Genomic DNA, 17624 nt, shown 5'->3' with positions numbered 1-17624 from the left:
ATGAAGGTAAACATTAAGCAAATTATTGTAGGTATTCTTTGTCTATTAATCAGTGTAGTATCTCTAGCGCAGTCGAAAAAGTCGGTAGAGATTATATTGCCCTCTACCTCTGTGCCCAGAATAAAATTTGGCGCCGAGCGATTACAAAAAGCTCTCGAAGCTGCGGGCTATAATACTTCGTTTATCGATTTTTCTCGTAAACACAATCGCAAAAAAGGAGTTAAGCAGATAAGTTTATCTCTGGATACAACAATTAAAATTCCAAAAGAAGGTTTTATTTTAAAAGCCAACAACCAATTAACTACTCTAACTGCTTCCGATCCTACCGGAGTTTTATACGGTACACTGGAGCTAGCGGATAGAATAGCAACTACTAAAGAATTGCCACAGCTTCTGGATATTACAGATGCCCCGGAAATGGTACTACGGGGACAATGTATCGGACTTCAGAAGCCGTATTATTTACCGGGGAGAGATGTGTATGAATATCCTTATACTCCGGAGACTTTTCCTTGGTTCTACGATAAGCAATTATGGGTACAGGTGCTAGATTCTATGGTAAACAATCGTATGAATTCGCTTTATCTATGGAATGGCCATCCTTTTGCGTCTTTAGTAAAATTGAAAGATTATCCCTATGCAGTGGAGGTAAGTGAAGAAACATTTAAAAAAAATGAGGAAATATTTACTTTCTTGACTCAGGAGGCGGATAAACGGGGTATATGGGTAATTCAGATGTTCTACAATATCATCGTGTCTAAACCGTTTGCAGAAAAGCATAATCTAAAAACTCAAGAACGCGAACGCCCCATCATTCCTATAATTGCTGATTATACCAGAAAGTCTATTGCCGCTTTTGTTGAAAAATATCCTAATGTGGGGTTAATGGTGTGTTTGGGTGAAGCTATGGAAGGTGTAGGAAACGACGATATAGAGTGGTTTACTAAAACTATTATACCGGGAGTGCAGGATGGATTGAAAGCGCTGGGTAAAAAAGAGGAACCACCAATAGTGCTGCGTGCTCATGACACGGATGCTCCATCGGTAATGAAGGCTGCTTTACCATTGTATAAAAACTTGTATACCGTAGCGAAATTTAATGGAGAAGCATTGACTTACCAACGTCCCAGAGGTGCATGGGCCGAATTGCATCAAACATTAAGCAATCTAGGTAGTGTGCACATCGAGAATGTTCACATCTTGGCTAATCTGGAGCCCTTCCGCTATGCCTCCCCTAAATTTATACAGGAGTCTGTAATCGGGATGCACGAGGTTATGGGTGGCAATGGCCTGCATTTATATCCTCAGGCTTCCTACTGGGATTGGCCCTATAGTGCCGATCGTGTGAAGAATGGAGATCGGCTGTTGCAGATCGAGAGAGATTGGATGTGGTATAAAGCCTGGAGTCGGTATGCATGGAAAGCAAAACGCGATCGTAGAGCAGAGATTGATTTCTGGTGTGCACAGTTGGGACATCGATTTGGATTATCGAAGCAGGATGCTAATAACATTCTCATAGCTTATGAAGAAACAGGAGAAATAGCTCCTAAATTGTTAAGACGTTTCGGTATAACCGATGGCAATCGACAAACTCTCACATTAGGGATGCTCATGTCTCAACTGATTAATCCTTATCGCTTTGGATTATTTGAATTGCTATATGAATGCGAGGCCCCGGAGGGGGAAATGCTCATTACCTATGCTGATAAGGAGTGGAACGGGGTTCCTCATGTGGGAGAAACCCCCGTTCAAGTAATTCAGGACGTAAAAGATCATGCGGATAAGGCTGTAAAAGCAATAGATGCTGTTGCCGCTAAGGTGTCCACTGATAAGGAAGAATTCGAGCGTATAAGAAGTGATGTATATGCTTATAAAGCTTTGGCTTATCACTTTGCATACAAAGCACAAGCCGCCTTGTATGTATTGCGCTATAAATATTCTGAAGACCTAACCGATTTAGAAAAAGCATTGCCATTGTTGGAGAAAAGTGTAGCCTATTATAAAGAGCTTGCACAGCTAACTAAAGAGACCTACTTGTATGCCAATAGTATGCAGACACAACAGCGCAAAATACCTTTAAGGGGTGCCAACGGGAACTATAAACATTGGACAGAAGTATTACTTCCATTTGAAAAGGAGTTGTCGCATTTCAAACATAAATTGGATTCTTTGAAGAATAACAACCAGGTAAAGGAAGTAGCGATTACCCCATTGAAAAACGCATCGGTAAAGCTTCAGGGAGATTATAGCTGGTATACTATAGACTCCTTAGCCCAACCATTTGTGGATACATTGGTATCTATAAAAGCCTATTCAAAAGAATTGAAAGGCTTGAAAGGAGTGCAAATGAAATGGGCATCACAAATTAAAAATGGAACATCGCTCACATTTACAGTACAGAAACCGGTTAAAGTATTAGTGGGTTTTTTTCAGCCACAAAGGGCAGCTTTCAAAAGAGATACTACTTTTCTGAAAGCTCCGGAATTGGAAACAAACGCTAGTGCGAATGATTATGGTCAGGCAGAAACTAAAATAGCTAATGCTATAGTAATACCCGGTTTGCCACAGTTACACATACATAGTTACGATTTTAAGGCGGGCACTAATACGCTGAAACTAGCTAATGGCGTGGCTTTGATTTTGGGATTTATTGATGCTGAAGCCCCATTGCAAATGCATGATGCAGGTTTGTATGAAAGTGGAAACCGCAAACAGGTGGATTGGCTCTTTGAGTAAAAATATCAGTAAAAGAAGTGTATCATGAAAAAGATAATTGGAATCTTGTCGTTTTTGGTATGGATAGCCCAGTTTGTTAGTGCACAGCAATTTTATGATGTAACCCAGTATGGTGCTAAAAGAGATAGTAGTGCAAAGGCCACGGAGGCTATTAAAAAAGCTATTGATGCGGCGGTTAAGGCTGGTGGTGGCACCGTATATTTTCCTGCTGGAAAATATCTGACAGGGCCTATTCATCTGAAAAGCAACATCACCATATTTATAGATGCAGGTGCCGAACTGCATTTCAGTGATGATTTTGATGATTATCTGCCAATGGTGGAAAGCCGCTACGAGGGCGTAGATGTAAAAACTTTCTCACCACTTTTCTATGCATATGAAGCGGAAAATATAGCTATTATAGGTAGAGGAATAGTAGATGGGCATGGAAAAAAATGGTGGGCTTTTGTTGAAGGATATAAAGAAGGACAACCTAGAAGTAAATGGCAACAGTTATTTGATGAGAATAATAAGGATATTTTATTACCCGATGATCCCAAGCAAATGAAAAGAGGTTTTCTGCGTCCTCCTTTCATTCAAACCATGTATTGTAAAAATGTATTAATACAAGGAATTACGATCCGCAATTCCCCCTTTTGGACAATCAATCCTGAATTTTGTGATAATGTAACAATCCATGCTGTAACTATTATAAATCCCAAACGCATGGCACCTAATACCGATGGTATTAATCCCGAAAGCTGCTCCAATGTGCGTATTAGTGATTGTTATATCAGCGTAGGGGATGATTGTATTACTATTAAATCAGGAAAGGATCTACCTGGTAGGACCAAAGATAGACCCGCCGAAAACTATACTATAACCAATTGTACTATGCTGGATGGACATGGGGGCGTAGTTATTGGTAGTGAGATGAGTGCAGGAGTAAGAAAGATTACCATTAGCAATTGTGTATTTGATGGAACAGATAGAGGAATTCGTTTGAAAACCGTACGTGGTAGGGGTGGTGTTGTGGAAGATATTCGTGTAGATAATATTGTGATGAAGAATATCAGAGATCAAGCAATTGTGTTGGATATGGAATATGCAAAGTCTACCCCTGAGCCAGTTTCGGAGCGTACACCCAAGTTTAGAAATATACATTTGAGTAATATAACAGCCTATGCTAGAGATGCCATGTATATCAATGGTATTGACGAAATGCCAGTAAGTGAAATTAGTTTACATAATGCGGTATTTCAAACACAGAGAGGCATTATTATAAAAAACGCCAAAGACATTCAATTACGTGATGTAAGGGTGAATGCACAACAAGGAAGTGCATTGAGTGTAATAAATACAGATCGACTGCTCGTCAGCAATCTTGAGAGTACGACTACGGATACTAATACACCTGTAATCTCCTTAAATAATACAAAGAACGCTTTATTAAGACATTTATGGCCGTTTGAAAAAACAGCGCTGTATGTAAAGGTTAGCGGCGCGGCATCTCAAAACATCAATCTTGCAGATAATTTTTTTAAGGAGGATGCAGTATCAATAGAAAATGAAGTATTGAAACAAGAAGTGAAATTTCACTAATAAATATTATGAAGAAACTCGTCCGTGTCATATTGGCTTTTACATTCGGAATTTTGGTGAATACTTCCATGGCACAAGACTTGGAGCTATGGTATCATCGGCCTGCAGAAAAATGGGTAGAGGCGTTGCCCATAGGCAATGGACGCATAGGAGCTATGATATTTGGAGGTATAGACGAGGATCGCATTCAATTTAATGAAGAAACTTTATGGACAGGCTCAGTACGTAACTATAACCGGCAAAATGCTTGGCGGTATTTGGACTCTATACGAAATCTGTTATTCGCTGGTAAACAACGTGAGGCAGAGGAGCTAGCCGAGCGAGAATTTATGGGAATTAAGTCTGCTGAAGGCGATAAAGAAGCATGGATAGAGCATGTTACTGCCGTGTTGAAGCAAAACGCTAATCCATCTCAATACAACTATAATGATGCTTCATGGAAGACAATAAAAGTGCCCAGTTACGAAGGGTGGGAGGTACAGGGGTTTGAAGGAATGGATGGTGCCGTATGGTTTCGTTATTATTTTCAATTACCTAAGGAGTGGGAAGGGAAAAATTTGATACTCGATTTAAACAGAGTTAGTGAATATGATTTTACCTATATTAATGGAGCGCTTGTTGGTTCGCAATATAATACACAAGCGCGCCGTTACGAGATTCCGGCATCGCTTTTAAAAAAAGGGAAAAATAGCATCGCAATTTTAGTACTCAATTTCTCCGGTAAAGGTGGAATACTTGGATATAAAGATACCACACAACATATCGGATTATATCCTAAAGGAAGTATTGTTTCAGAAAAACTTTCTTTAAACGGCGAGTGGAAATATTATATTCAAGATGATGATCCCCCTCCAGTAGGACAATATCAGGCTTCTTATCAGCCCTTTGGCGATTTAAACTTGGATTTTGATATAAATATCGCTGCGGTTAGTAATTATAAGCGGTCTCTTGATTTAAGCAATGCTATTGCTACCACTCAGTATGATTATAATGGTGTCCATTACAAGCGTGAATATTTTGCAAGTGCACCTTCGCAAACCTTGGTAGTACATTTAAGTGCAAACAAAAATGCAGCCATAAGTTTTGCCGCAGGTTTATCAAGCCCTCATAAAAAATATTCATTACAAAAGATTAATGCTAATACTGTAGCACTTACTGTATCAGTAAAGCATGGCGCATTATATGGTGTAAGCTATTTAATGGTGCAAACTGATGGTGGCAGGATAGATGTGTGTAATGAAAAGGTTGTTATATCCAATGCTAATACTGCAACGCTTTATCTCACTGCAGCAACTAATTTTGTATCTTATAATGATGTGTCCGGACAACCAGATAGCATCTGCAGATCGATAATTGATAAAGTACAGCAATCCACATTTTCAGATATTAGAAAGGCTCATATTGCAGAATATCAGCAATATTTCAATACTTTCTTCATTGCATTAGGTAATGAGGCGCAGCGTCTGCGTCAGCAGCAGAAGCCCACAGATCTGCGATTGGCAGCATTCGTGCATAATGATGATCCATCTTTTCTGGCTTTGTATGTTCAATATGGTCGTTATTTGTTGATTAGTAGTTCAAGGCCTAGGACCCGACCGGCCAATCTTCAAGGCATATGGAATGATTTATTATCACCGCCCTGGGGGAGCAAGTATACTACCAATATAAATTTGGAGATGAATTATTGGCCTGCCGATTTATTGAATTTGTCGCCCATGCAGCAACCTTTATTTGAAATGATCAAAGAACTTGCAGTAACGGGTACGGAGACGGCCAAGCAATATTATAATGCTCCGGGATGGGTATTGCATCATAATACAGATTTATGGAGAGGTACTGCTCCAATCAATGCCGCTAATCATGGTATATGGGTTGGTGGAGCTGCGTGGTTATGTGATCATTTATGGCAGCATTATCTGTATACGTTGGATAAAAAGTTTTTGGAGCAAACGGCATATCCGATAATGAAAAGTGCAGCGCAGTTTTTCAATGCATTTTTGATTAAAGACCCCAAAACAGGTTATTTAATAAGTGCTCCGTCTAATTCTCCTGAACACGGAGGGCTGGTTGCTGGCCCCACCATGGATCATCAACTAATCAGAAATCTGTTTCAATCAGTGATAAAAGCAAGTGAGATTTTGAAAAAGGATGATGAATTTAGAGACACGCTCAAAAATAAAGTAGACAGTATTTTTCCGAATAAGATAGGGCGTTACGGTCAGTTGCAGGAATGGATGGAGGATGTGGATGACACTACCAATAAGCACAGACACCTCTCTCATTTATGGGCTGTATATCCCGGAAGTGAAATCAATTGGGAACAGACACCCGAACTGATGAAAGCAGCAAGACAATCGCTTGTTTATCGAGGAGATGAAGCAACAGGATGGAGTCTGGCGTGGAAAATCAATTTATGGGCAAGATTCAAAGATGCTGAACGAGCATATAAACTAATTCAGATGCTGTTGAGCCCCGTTAAGGGTGGTGCTGGAAGTTATCCTAATCTTTTTGATGCACATCCTCCTTTTCAGATTGATGGAAATTTTGGCGGTGCTGCCGGCTTAGGAGAAATGCTCTTGCAAAGTCACGCAGGTTTTTTAGAAGTATTACCAGCCTTACCTGCAGCTCTTAGTAATGGTTGGGTTAAAGGATTATTGGCCCGAGGAGGTTTTGAAGTAGAGATAAATTGGAAAAGCGGACAATTGCAATATGTAATAGTGCACTCGAAAGCCGGAATGCCATTAAAATTACGTTATCAGGGTAAGGAAGTTGCAGTCAACACTGTAAAAGGTGGTGTGTATAAGTTTAGTGCAGCACTACAACAGTTGTAATCTTGATTAATATTATATCTCAATGAGAAGGTGGTTCGCATTATTTATTATTGGCATTAGTATAGCTACAGAATTAGGGGCACAGCCCATAGAGGCTGTCAATTTGCGCTGCAACTATCGCATAAATCCTTTGGGTATAGACGAATCTCAGCCCATATTAACATGGGAAATAAAGTCTGAAAGTAAAAATGTTTTGCAATCGGCCTATCGCATTATTGTAAGCGACGACCCTTCATTAATCGCTAAAGGTGTGGGTAATATTTGGGATTCTAAGAAAGTATCTACTAATCCGCAGGGTCAGGTTTATTATGAGGGAAGTCCTTTGCAGTCTGCAAAAAAGTATTACTGGCGTGTCATGATATGGGACAAGAATGGACGCTCCTCTTCATACAGCAAAACTGCTTATTGGCAAATGGGATTATTGGATAAAAACGATTGGGATAATGCTCACTGGATTGCCTACGATATACTGCCCGATAGCAACATTTTTCTGCCTCTAGTGCATGGTAACGGAAAAAAAGAATGGGGTAAGAGGCCTAATGTACTACCCTTGTTTCGAAAAACGATTACAATTAAAAAGACTGTAAAATCCGCTACAGCATTTATTTGTGGATTAGGGCAGTTTGAAATGTATGTCAATGGAAATAAAACAGGCGACCATTTCTTGGATCCGGGATGGACACAGTATTCGAAGCATGCACAGTACGTAACATTTGATGTTACAAATCAAATAAGAAAGGGTGAGAATGCCATAGGTGTTTGGCTGGGAAATGGGTTTTACTATATACCGGGAGAGCGTTATAGAAAAATGACTGGGGCATATGGTTATCCCAAATTGATTGCAAAGTTTTTCATTGAGTATGCAGATGGATCCAGTGAAGCTATTGTTACTGACAGTACTTGGAAAACTAGTGCTTCACCCATATATTTTTCCAGCATTTATGGAGGAGAGGATTATGATGCTAATCTAGAACAGCCGAAATGGAATGAAGCCAATTTTAAGGATGCTTCATGGAAGAATGCTGTAGAAACAGATGGGCCTTCTATGCTTCATGCCCAGCTATCGGAACCCTTGAAAGTATTCGAACAATTTACTCCTGTTTCGAGAAGACAATTGAAACAACATGTATGGGTCTTTGATTTAGGACAAAATTTTTCGGGTATACCATCTATTACAGTATCCGGGAGAAAAGGTGATACCGTGAGGATAATTCCTGCCGAACTCTTGAATGATGATGGTTCTGTTAATCAAAAGGGCAGTGGTGGACTACATGTATATACTTATGTGTTGAAGGGAGATGGACAAGAACAATGGCAACCTCGTTTTACTTATTACGGATTTCGCTATTTACAGGTCGAGAACGCTGTCCCTGATGGCATTACATTGAAAGAAGGTGCGCCGCTAATTAAAGATATAAGAGGACTGCATATTCGAAATGCGGCCCCACTAATAAGCCACTTTAGTTGTTCTAATGAGTTGTTTAATAAAACACACGCATTAATTCTATGGGCCATCAAAAGCAATATGGTAAGTGTGTATACAGATTGCCCTCATCGTGAAAAGCTAGGATGGTTAGAACAAACGCATTTAATGGGTAGTTCTGTTCAGTATAATTTTGATATTGCTGCGTTGAATAGGAAAGTTATTCGGGATATGATGTACGCACAATATCCCGACGGTAAAATTCCAGAAATAGCACCAGAGTATACGCGATTCACTCCACCATTTGATGAGTCGCCCGAGTGGGGTAGCGCAGCAGTGATTTTACCTTGGTATCATTACTTATGGTTTGGTGATAAAAAAACATTGGCAGAAGCCTATGACATGATGAAAAAATATGTGGCTTATCTGCAAAACAAATCATCTGATCATATATTATCACATGGTTTAGGAGACTGGTTCGATATAGGACCCAATCGACCGGGAGTTGCTCAATTAACACCACAGGGAATTACGGCTACGGCAATCTATTATTACGATATCACGATCCTCGAAAAAACTGCTACATTGCTTGGTAAAGTTGCGGATGCTACCCGATATAGAAACTTGGCTGCAGAAGTAAAAGTAGCATTCAATAAAAAGTTCTTTAATCAAACAACAAAACAATACGCGACCGGTAGTCAGACTGCTAATGCTATGGCCCTGTATATGGGATTAGTAGAGGAACGTTATCAGCAAGATGTTTTACATAATCTGATTACTGATATTGAGCAGCGAGGTTTTGCATTGACTGCTGGAGATATTGGTTATCGATATGTTTTGAGAGTGTTGGAAAAGTATGGTCGCAATGATGTTATTTATAGAATGAATAATCGTAGTGACGTACCGGGGTATGGCTATCAGATAACACATGGCGCCACAGCGTTAACGGAATCTTGGCAAGCATATCCCTTCGTATCTAACAATCATTTCATGCTGGGACATTTAATGGAGTGGTTGTATTCCGGACTTTGTGGTATCCGGCAGGTGGAAGGTTCTGTTGCATTTCGGACTATTGAAATCCGACCTCAGCCTGTGGGTGATATTAAGGAAGCAAAAGCCCATTATAGATCCATTCAGGGCATAATTGCAGTAGCGTGGAAAAAAGATAAAGAACGTTTTAGTCTAGAAGTATCAATCCCGTCAAATACTACTGCAACCATCTTTTTCCCTGAAGAATATAAAAAGAAACCTGTAAAAGTAGGATCGGGGGAATATAAGTTTATTGTTTCGGCTAAAAAGCGTTTACGTGGATGAAATACCAGTTGATACTATACCTGCTACTACAATGTGTTGTAGGGACTCTAAGAGCACAGTCTGTACCCAAAGAGGTGATGCAGAAGATTTACGAGGAGGTAAAAACTCCATACAAATACGGTCTTGTAGTATTGCCCCCTCAAAAGGGGAAAAAGGTAGATTGTCCTACAATTTACCGCTTCGGCAAAACATGGTATATGAGTTATATCGTATTTGATGGGAAAGGGTATGAAACATGGTTGGCCTCTAGTAAAGATTTATTGCACTGGAAAACTTTAGGTGTTCAGCTGGCGTTTACCCAGAATGGATGGGATGCCGTTCAAAAAGCCGGATATAATGCATTGGTGAATACGAAATGGGGAGGTAACTATAAATTGCAAAAATATAGTAAGCGCTACTGGATGTCTTATTTTGGAGGTGCTTCAGAGGGATATGAGCCGGAACCACTTTCAATAGGAGTGGCATCTACTACTCTAAAACCTGTAAAGCCTGTTACATGGGAGCTTTCTGAAAGGCCAGTATTGTCATCATCGGACAATGATGTAAGATGGTGGGAGAATCGTAATAAATTATTTAAGAGTTATGTTATAAAGGATAAAAAGAAACACACCGGCTATCCATTTGTAATGTATTATAATGCAGTGGGGGACTCATTGCCTAATAACAAAGCAACGCGTTGGTATGAGCGAATAGGCATGGCTGTTTCTAGTGATATGATAACATGGAAGCGCTATTTGAAGGATCCTATAGTACATCATTCCAGAGGTATAACTGGTGATCCGTAAATTCAGAAGATAGACGATGTGTGGGTTATGTTTTACTTTGGTGCTTTTTGGAAGGGTAGAGAACGGGATGCTTTTAATCGTTTTGCCTGTTCTTATGATCTTATTCATTGGACCGACTGGGACGGAGAGGATTTAATAAACTCGTCTGAGCATTATGATAAAAAATTTGCACATAAATCTTTTGTGTTGAAACATAAAGGTGTGGTTTACCATTTTTATTGTGCTGTGGATGAAGATGATAATAGAGGTATTGCTGTTGCAACCTCTGTAGATAAAGGAAAAAGTGGCTTGCATTTTTAAAGTTTAGATTATTTGTATATAAAACCTATTATAGATTAGAAATGAATAAGATTATATTGATATTGATTTTTATTTTCATAATGCTACAAGGAAAAGGGCAAGCTCCTAGGCAGGTTATCAATTTTAACAAAGACTGGAAGTTCATTTTACATGATAGTGCGATATATAAACTCCCATCGTATAATGATAACAATTGGAGAAAACTAGCACTTCCCCATGATTGGAGTATTGAGGGGAGTTTTGATGTTATTCACCCTGCGGGCAATGCTGGAGGGGCTTTACCGGGTGGCATTGCATGGTATCGTAAAAGCTTTAGCTTACCTATAGAAAAGGAAAACACTAAAGTGTATGTAGAGTTTGATGGGATTTATATGAATAGTGAGGTATGGATCAATGGTCATTATTTGGGCAAATGGCCTTATGGCTATACAGCGTTCTATTATGAATTGACCCCCTATCTGCTACCTGGAAATAATGTTATCGCTGTGCGCGTAGATAACTCAGAACAGCCTAATTCACGATGGTATAGTGGTTCCGGCATCTATAGAGATGTACACTTAGTAATTACTAATAAGGTAGCTTTTGCTAAATGGGGTATCTTCCTACATAATTCTGAAAGAAAAAATAATGAAGTGCAGCTTTTTGCGGAAGCAGCAGTTCAAAATGCCAAACTTTCAAATAATATTTTCGCTAAATGGGAAGTGTATGATAGTACCAACAAATTAGTGGCAACAATCTTTCCGGAGGCTAGAGGCAAAAACGATAGTACGTTTTTGTTTAGAGGCAAGCTTCAAAATCCGCAATTATGGTCACCTCAGCATCCCTATTTGTATAAAGCTGTTTTTAAGTTATATCAGGGGAAAAAGTTATTAGACCAATGGGAAAGCAGGTTTGGTATACGTTATTTTCATTTTGACGCTAATAAAGGATTTTACCTGAATGGTAACCCGACAAAGATTTTGGGCGTATGTATGCACCATGACCTGGGTGCTTTAGGTGCAGCTTTTAATGAGTCGGCAGCAAGAAGGCAGTTACGTATTCTGAAAGAGATGGGAGTAAATGCGATTCGTATTTCGCACAATCCTCCGGCGGCGAAATATCTGGATTTATGTGATGAAATGGGATTTCTAGTTATGGATGAGGCTTTTGATATGTGGGCAAAAAAGAAAAACAAATATGATTATTTCAGATTTTTTAATGAATGGCATCAGCGGGATTTAGAACACATGGTGAAGCGCGATAGAAATCATCCTAGTGTATTCATGTGGAGTATCGGTAATGAAATTAGAGAACAGTTCGATTCCACAGGGATTACATTAACCAAGAAACTGGTAGATATTGTTAAGGCATTAGATACAACAAGACCAGTAACTTGTGCTTTAAGCGAAAATAGGCCGGATAAAAATATGATATATCAGTCAAAAGCTTTGGATGTGTTAGGTTTCAATTATCATATTGAATCTTATGAAGATTTTCCTAAAAATTATCCCGGTGAAAAATTTATTGCTTCCGAAGTTGTTTCGGGTTTGGCCAGTCGAGGTCATTATGATATGCCTTCAGATTCATTAAGATTTTGGCCACCGAGCTCGGAGTTTAAGTATATTGAAAATGGCAATCCTGATTATACGGTGTCTGCTTACGACAATGTGACTGCATATTGGGGATCCAGCCATGAGCAAACATGGCGCATCATCAAAAAGCATGATTATTTATCAGGATTATTCGTATGGAGTGGATTTGATTTTTTGGGAGAACCCGTGCCATATCCTTATCCTGCACGAAGCTCTTATTATGGAATTGTGGATTTAGCAGGTTTACCTAAGGACGTATACTATATGTATCAGAGCGAATGGACTAGTCAACCCGTGTTACATGTTTATCCCCACTGGAATTGGGAGCTCGGGCAATTGGTTGATGTAAAAGCGTATTATAATCAAGCGGAAACTGTTGAGTTGTTTTTAAATGGAAAATCATTAGGACGCAAATCCAAATCCGATTCAGTGTTTCATGTGATGTGGAGAGTTCCATTCGAGCCAGGAGAATTAAAAGCTGTATCCTACGATCATGAAGGAAAGAAAGTGTTGGAAAAAACTATCCGGACAGCAGGAACACCCTATAAGCTCGAAGCTACAATTGAGAATTCTATAATTGATAGTAAAAATAACGAGCTATCTTTTATCACGATTCGCGTATTAGATAAAGAGGGCAATTTAGTTCCCGATGCAGCGCATTTAATTAGCGTGAAGGTCGAAGGAGCAGCGAAAGTAGAGGCTATGGATAATGGGAATCCTTCAGATTTAAATTCCATGAGAGATGCAGTGCATCACGCTTATAAAGGTATGGCATTGGCGATTATCAAAGGATTGCGTCCTGGGGTGGCTAATATTAAAATTACTTCTGCTGGACTTATCCCTGCTTTTGCGACTATTCGGATAAAGTAGCATATAAAATATCATATTGATAAAATAAATTATTATAGAATTTTCGCAAACGTTTGCGCTGAATAGTAAAATTTTCCATTTTCATAGTTAAACCTTGCATTGCTTAAGGTATACAAGCGGTCTAATTTTATGCTTTATTATGTAACGATCGCGCTATGCCATTCAAAATGAAAAAAGTTTTAGCGATTCACATTTGGTGTTTTATAGTAACGATTGCTAATGCACAGTCAGTTACGAGTGATGAATATTGGAGTATAGCGAATGAACGTGCAGGTAAAATTGCGGCCGCTCTTAATATAACCGACTCCACTAAATTTTATAAAGTAAAAGAACTAATTGCAAAGGAATATGTTGCTATTAAAGAAATTGATGAGAGAAAAGTTAATGCCCTAACTGCTATCAAAACTAATATTGCAGATAAAAATGAAGCTGAAATAGAAAAAACACGCATTACCACACTGTTTGAACAGGAGCGTGCTTTAATTAATAAACAGTTTGTTGCAGCACTTTCCACAGAAGTTAGTCCGGAGCAGATAGAACAAATAAAAAATGGGATGACTTATAACGTATTACCCATTACCTATAAGGGATATCTAGAAATGATTCCTAGGCTCACGGAAGAAGAACGCGAATATATTTATGCGGCTTTAGTAGAGGCTCGAGAGCATGCTATGGCCGCAGGTTCTAGCAAAGAAAAACATGAGTGGTTTGGAAAGTATAAAGGTAGGATTAATAATTTTCTGTCTGCAAGAGGGTATGATATGAATAAAGAAAGTAAAGACTGGCAGGAAAGAGTAAAACAGCAAAATTTAAACTAGCATAAATATTAAAACGATAAGACCATATGTATTTTAAGCGCCTCTTAAAAATTGCTTGTTTCTTTGTGCTTTTCGCTTGTGTATATGTAAATACAGAAGCACAGACCAGAACTGTTACAGGAATGGTTGTAGATGATTCTACAAATGCTCCTATTCCTGGCGTTACTATTAAGGTAAAAAATGGACCCCAAAGTGCAGTTTCCAACTCTAAAGGAGAGTTTACAATGAATCTTCCTATTGGAGGTGCAGTGCTGCAGTATTCACACGTAGGATATCAGTTCGGTGAAACTCGAGTTGATAATTTGGATCAGCCTATTCGATTGCGAATGACTAGTTTGAAAAGCAACATGGATGAAGTAGTTGTTATCGGTTATGGCTCGCAACGCAGAAGTGATCTTACAGGTGCTGTGGCTACTGTAGACATGGATAAAATTGTAGATCTGCCTGTAAGCAGTATTGCAGAAGCTTTGAAAGGCCAAATACCGGGGTTGAGTGTAACTGGTGGTAGTCAAAGACCTGGAGAAAATGCTACACTCAGCATCCGTCAAGTCTTTGGTTTTAGTAAAGATGGAAGCAGTCAGCTGCCGTTGGTGATTATTGATGATGTCATTCAGATAGATCCCAACACCGGGCTTCCCACGTTAAATCAGTTTAATACTTTGGACCCTAACGAAGTGGAAAGCATTACCGTATTAAAGGATGCTGCTGCAGCCATTTATGGCTCTCGTGCTTCGCAAGGTGCTATTATTGTTAAAACCAAGAAAGGTCAAATTGGTGCACCTAAAATTGCTTATTCTGGGAAATTTGAGTTTAATGATGCTGTAAGTTTTGGAAAGACAATGTCTGCTTATGAGCATGGAATTTTTTCAAACAGATTTTTCCGCGCCTCCGGTGGCTCGAACAGTTCATTTTTCGATGAAAGAGAACTAGAGGCCATGAAGTCGCTAAACTACGACTGGTTGCGTGAGGCATGGAAACCTGGTGGTGCCATGCAACACTCCTTAAATGTGAGTGGGGGCGCTGAACGTGCAACATATTTTGCGAGTGCAGCATATTACACGCAAAAGCCCAATCTGGGTACTCAGGATTATAATAAATGGTCTTTCCGTGCGGGAACTGACGTTAAAGTGGCAAATAACTTAAAACTTTCTGCTACACTTGCTGCCAACAACTCACAAGTAGAGAAATCATTTACTAAGATTTCAATCAATGAAGGCTCTTATACTTCAGGGTCGGAACAGACGGACTATGCGGTGTTATTGCATATGCCCAAGTACATTCCGTGGGAGTATACTGTGAATGGAGTTAGAGAATATGTTTCACCTGCATTAGGGCCACATAGAGTGCAAACCAACCCTTCGGGACAAAATAATATTTCAGGATGGAACTATTTTGCACTGCTTAATAGTGGATCTTATACTGCTGATGATAATCAGGCTTACAGTACCGTATTTTCATTACAATATGATGTTCCTTTTATTAAAGGATTGTCTTTGAAAGCCACTTATGGTATTAATTATTTTACCAATAATAATGAACAGGCAATGTTGGGAATCCGTCTGGCAGCGGCAACCAACACGAATGCCATGGGATACCATTTATATTCCGATTCTACAACTTGGAATGTGGCAATGAATAATAATAGATCTACTGTTCGTTTTGCAGATGAAATAGGAAAAGTACAACAGTCCAATTTCTTTATCAATTATGACAGAAGATTTGGTAAGCACAATGTTTCTGCAATGGCTTCGGTGGAGAAAGGCATTCAAAACTGGCAAAAGAAATTTGTAATTTATGATCAACCTGTTCCGGGCGGATTTAATGGTTCTTCACCTTCTGCAGGAACATTGAACCCTTCCAACACATACGTGTATAAGTCTGAAGGTGGTACGCTTGCTTATTTGGGAAGAGTGAACTATGACTATGATGGTAAATATCTGATGCAGTTTGTATTCAGATCCGATGCTTCTACCAAGTTTGCTCCAGCGAACTATTGGGGTTTCTTCCCAGGGGTATCTGCCGGTTGGGTAGTGTCGAAAGAAAAATGGTTTGAAGAAAATGTACCCTGGGTAAACTTTTTGAAAATTCGTGGTTCTATAGGTAAAACGGGTAAGGATAATGTAAAGGCATGGAGATGGATGCAGACATATACTTATGCAGCTGATAAAGGTATGGGCTTTGGAAAAAATGGTGGGGGTACGTTAGTAGCAGCTTTAACTCCTAATGCCGAGCCCAACCCCAATATGACTTGGGATGAAACCATCAAGAAAAACATTGGTGTTGATGTATCTGTATTGAATAGTCGTTTAACCATTACTTATGACAGATACTGGGATCACAACTACGATATGCTGATGACATTAGCTAATCAAGTAGGAGTTCCTATCTCGGTTGGTGGTGGTTTTGCCGAGCAAAACTTCGGTGCGGTGAAATCTTGGGGTTCTGAAATCAGTGCTACATGGAAAGATAGAGTAGGAGAGTTTGAATATTCGATCGGCTTGAACTTTGGTACCGGTGATAATAAAATCACCAAATGGCTTCCTGTAGCCTTTAACTATCCTTCTCAATACGGCAATAGAGAAGGTTATTCAACTATACGTCCTACATACGGATTCCTGACCTGGAAAGGAAATGAAGGAGGCGACGGTTTGCTGCGTACCGATGCAGATATTGACGCTTATTGGCAGTATCTCACAGATTTAGCAAATGCCGCCGGAACTACACCTTCCTATCTGGGTATTACGGATAAGTCTTTAATTAAAAAAGGTATGTTGGCTTATCAGGATATTGCAGGGCCTTTGGATGCCGCTACAGAAACTATTGCAGGACCTAACGGAAGAATTGAAAAAGATGGGCAGGACTTCGTTCCACTGGGAAGCAGAAGATCTTATGGACTAGTTACCAATATCGGACTGTCATGGAAGTCTATTTCATTAACTACTCAAATTGCTACCTCATGGGGTGGCTATAGAAGAATCGATTATATCAAACAAGGTACCGGCTCTACAAATATTATTTGGTCTCATGCTTCATACTTGAATGATATGTTTGACCCAGTGGATAACCCTAATGGTAAATGGCCCAATCTGGCTTATTATGATCAGAATGGCGCTCCTTCAGATTTCTGGCAAATTTCAACCTTCAGAAGTTTTATGCGTAGTTTGGTTATAGGCTATACGGTTCCTAAATCAATTGCATCAAAAGTAAGGATGAGCTCATTGAGATTTAATCTAGCAGGATTTAACCTTTGGGACTTTTACAATCCTTATCCTGACAAGTATCGCAATATGTATGATGATCCTAAAGTGCCTTATCCTACATTGCGTACATGGTCATTGGGAATTAACGCCACTTTTTAATAACAATATTTGATAATTTTTACATTACTATATAGT

General features: G+C 39.3%; 9 protein-coding genes. All 9 read left to right on the top strand.

What is annotated here, in order from left to right; translation table 11 throughout:
• The 9 genes from V2H41_RS11760 to V2H41_RS11720 all read left to right on the top strand — a co-directional run bounded on the left by V2H41_RS11760 (position 1) and on the right by V2H41_RS11720 (position 17588).
• Entirely contained in the window at positions 1-2736 is a 2736-nt protein-coding gene (locus V2H41_RS11760) for an alpha-d-galacturonidase (protein ID WP_330975354.1), read from the top strand.
• A gap of 24 nt (positions 2737-2760) precedes the next feature.
• On the top strand, positions 2761-4317 hold the full coding sequence (locus tag V2H41_RS11755; protein WP_330975353.1) for a glycoside hydrolase family 28 protein: 1557 nt from the start codon (positions 2761-2763) through the stop codon (positions 4315-4317).
• An 8-nt stretch (positions 4318-4325) separates the two neighbouring features.
• On the top strand, positions 4326-7148 hold the full coding sequence (locus tag V2H41_RS11750; RefSeq protein ID WP_330975352.1) for a glycoside hydrolase family 95 protein: 2823 nt from the start codon (positions 4326-4328) through the stop codon (positions 7146-7148).
• 22 nt (positions 7149-7170) lie between these two features.
• Entirely contained in the window at positions 7171-9885 is a 2715-nt protein-coding gene (locus V2H41_RS11745; protein WP_330975351.1) for a family 78 glycoside hydrolase catalytic domain, read from the top strand.
• Positions 9882-10670, top strand: a complete 789-nt coding sequence (locus V2H41_RS11740) for a glycoside hydrolase family protein (RefSeq protein ID WP_330975350.1) — start codon at positions 9882-9884, stop codon at positions 10668-10670. The genes V2H41_RS11745 and V2H41_RS11740 overlap by 4 nt, the downstream gene beginning before the upstream one ends.
• Before the next feature lie 27 nt (positions 10671-10697).
• Positions 10698-10970: a hypothetical protein gene (locus V2H41_RS11735; RefSeq protein ID WP_330975349.1), complete on the top strand. Its 273-nt coding sequence runs from the start codon at positions 10698-10700 to the stop codon at positions 10968-10970.
• A 41-nt stretch (positions 10971-11011) separates the two neighbouring features.
• The gene (locus V2H41_RS11730) at positions 11012-13411 is read left to right on the top strand and encodes a glycoside hydrolase family 2 TIM barrel-domain containing protein (protein ID WP_330975348.1); all 2400 of its coding nucleotides are present in this window, start codon (positions 11012-11014) and stop codon (positions 13409-13411) included.
• A 167-nt stretch (positions 13412-13578) separates the two neighbouring features.
• Positions 13579-14229 (top strand): DUF3826 domain-containing protein, encoded by a 651-nt coding sequence (locus V2H41_RS11725; protein ID WP_330975347.1) that lies wholly within the window; start codon positions 13579-13581, stop codon positions 14227-14229.
• Between the two features lie 26 nt (positions 14230-14255).
• Complete coding sequence (locus V2H41_RS11720) at positions 14256-17588, top strand: SusC/RagA family TonB-linked outer membrane protein (RefSeq protein WP_330975346.1); 3333 nt, start codon at positions 14256-14258, stop codon at positions 17586-17588.
• Positions 17589-17624: the final 36 nt, after the last annotated feature.

Origin of the sequence: Niabella digestorum (genome assembly GCF_036409055.1) — a bacterium.
GTDB lineage: Bacteria > Bacteroidota > Bacteroidia > Chitinophagales > Chitinophagaceae > Niabella > Niabella composti.
The sequence above is the reverse complement of the archived record's forward strand: the minus strand, read 5'-3'. Positions and strand labels throughout refer to the sequence as shown.

Coding starts and splice junctions, on each gene's coding strand:
- V2H41_RS11725 (WP_330975347.1), top strand. CDS start 13,579: ATGAAAAAAGTTTTAGCGATTCACATTTGGTGTTTTATAGTAACGATT.
- V2H41_RS11720 (WP_330975346.1), top strand. CDS start 14,256: ATGTATTTTAAGCGCCTCTTAAAAATTGCTTGTTTCTTTGTGCTTTTC.
- V2H41_RS11730 (WP_330975348.1), top strand. CDS start 11,012: ATGAATAAGATTATATTGATATTGATTTTTATTTTCATAATGCTACAA.
- V2H41_RS11745 (WP_330975351.1), top strand. CDS start 7,171: ATGAGAAGGTGGTTCGCATTATTTATTATTGGCATTAGTATAGCTACA.
- V2H41_RS11755 (WP_330975353.1), top strand. CDS start 2,761: ATGAAAAAGATAATTGGAATCTTGTCGTTTTTGGTATGGATAGCCCAG.
- V2H41_RS11735 (WP_330975349.1), top strand. CDS start 10,698: ATGTTTTACTTTGGTGCTTTTTGGAAGGGTAGAGAACGGGATGCTTTT.
- V2H41_RS11740 (WP_330975350.1), top strand. CDS start 9,882: ATGAAATACCAGTTGATACTATACCTGCTACTACAATGTGTTGTAGGG.
- V2H41_RS11750 (WP_330975352.1), top strand. CDS start 4,326: ATGAAGAAACTCGTCCGTGTCATATTGGCTTTTACATTCGGAATTTTG.
- V2H41_RS11760 (WP_330975354.1), top strand. CDS start 1: ATGAAGGTAAACATTAAGCAAATTATTGTAGGTATTCTTTGTCTATTA.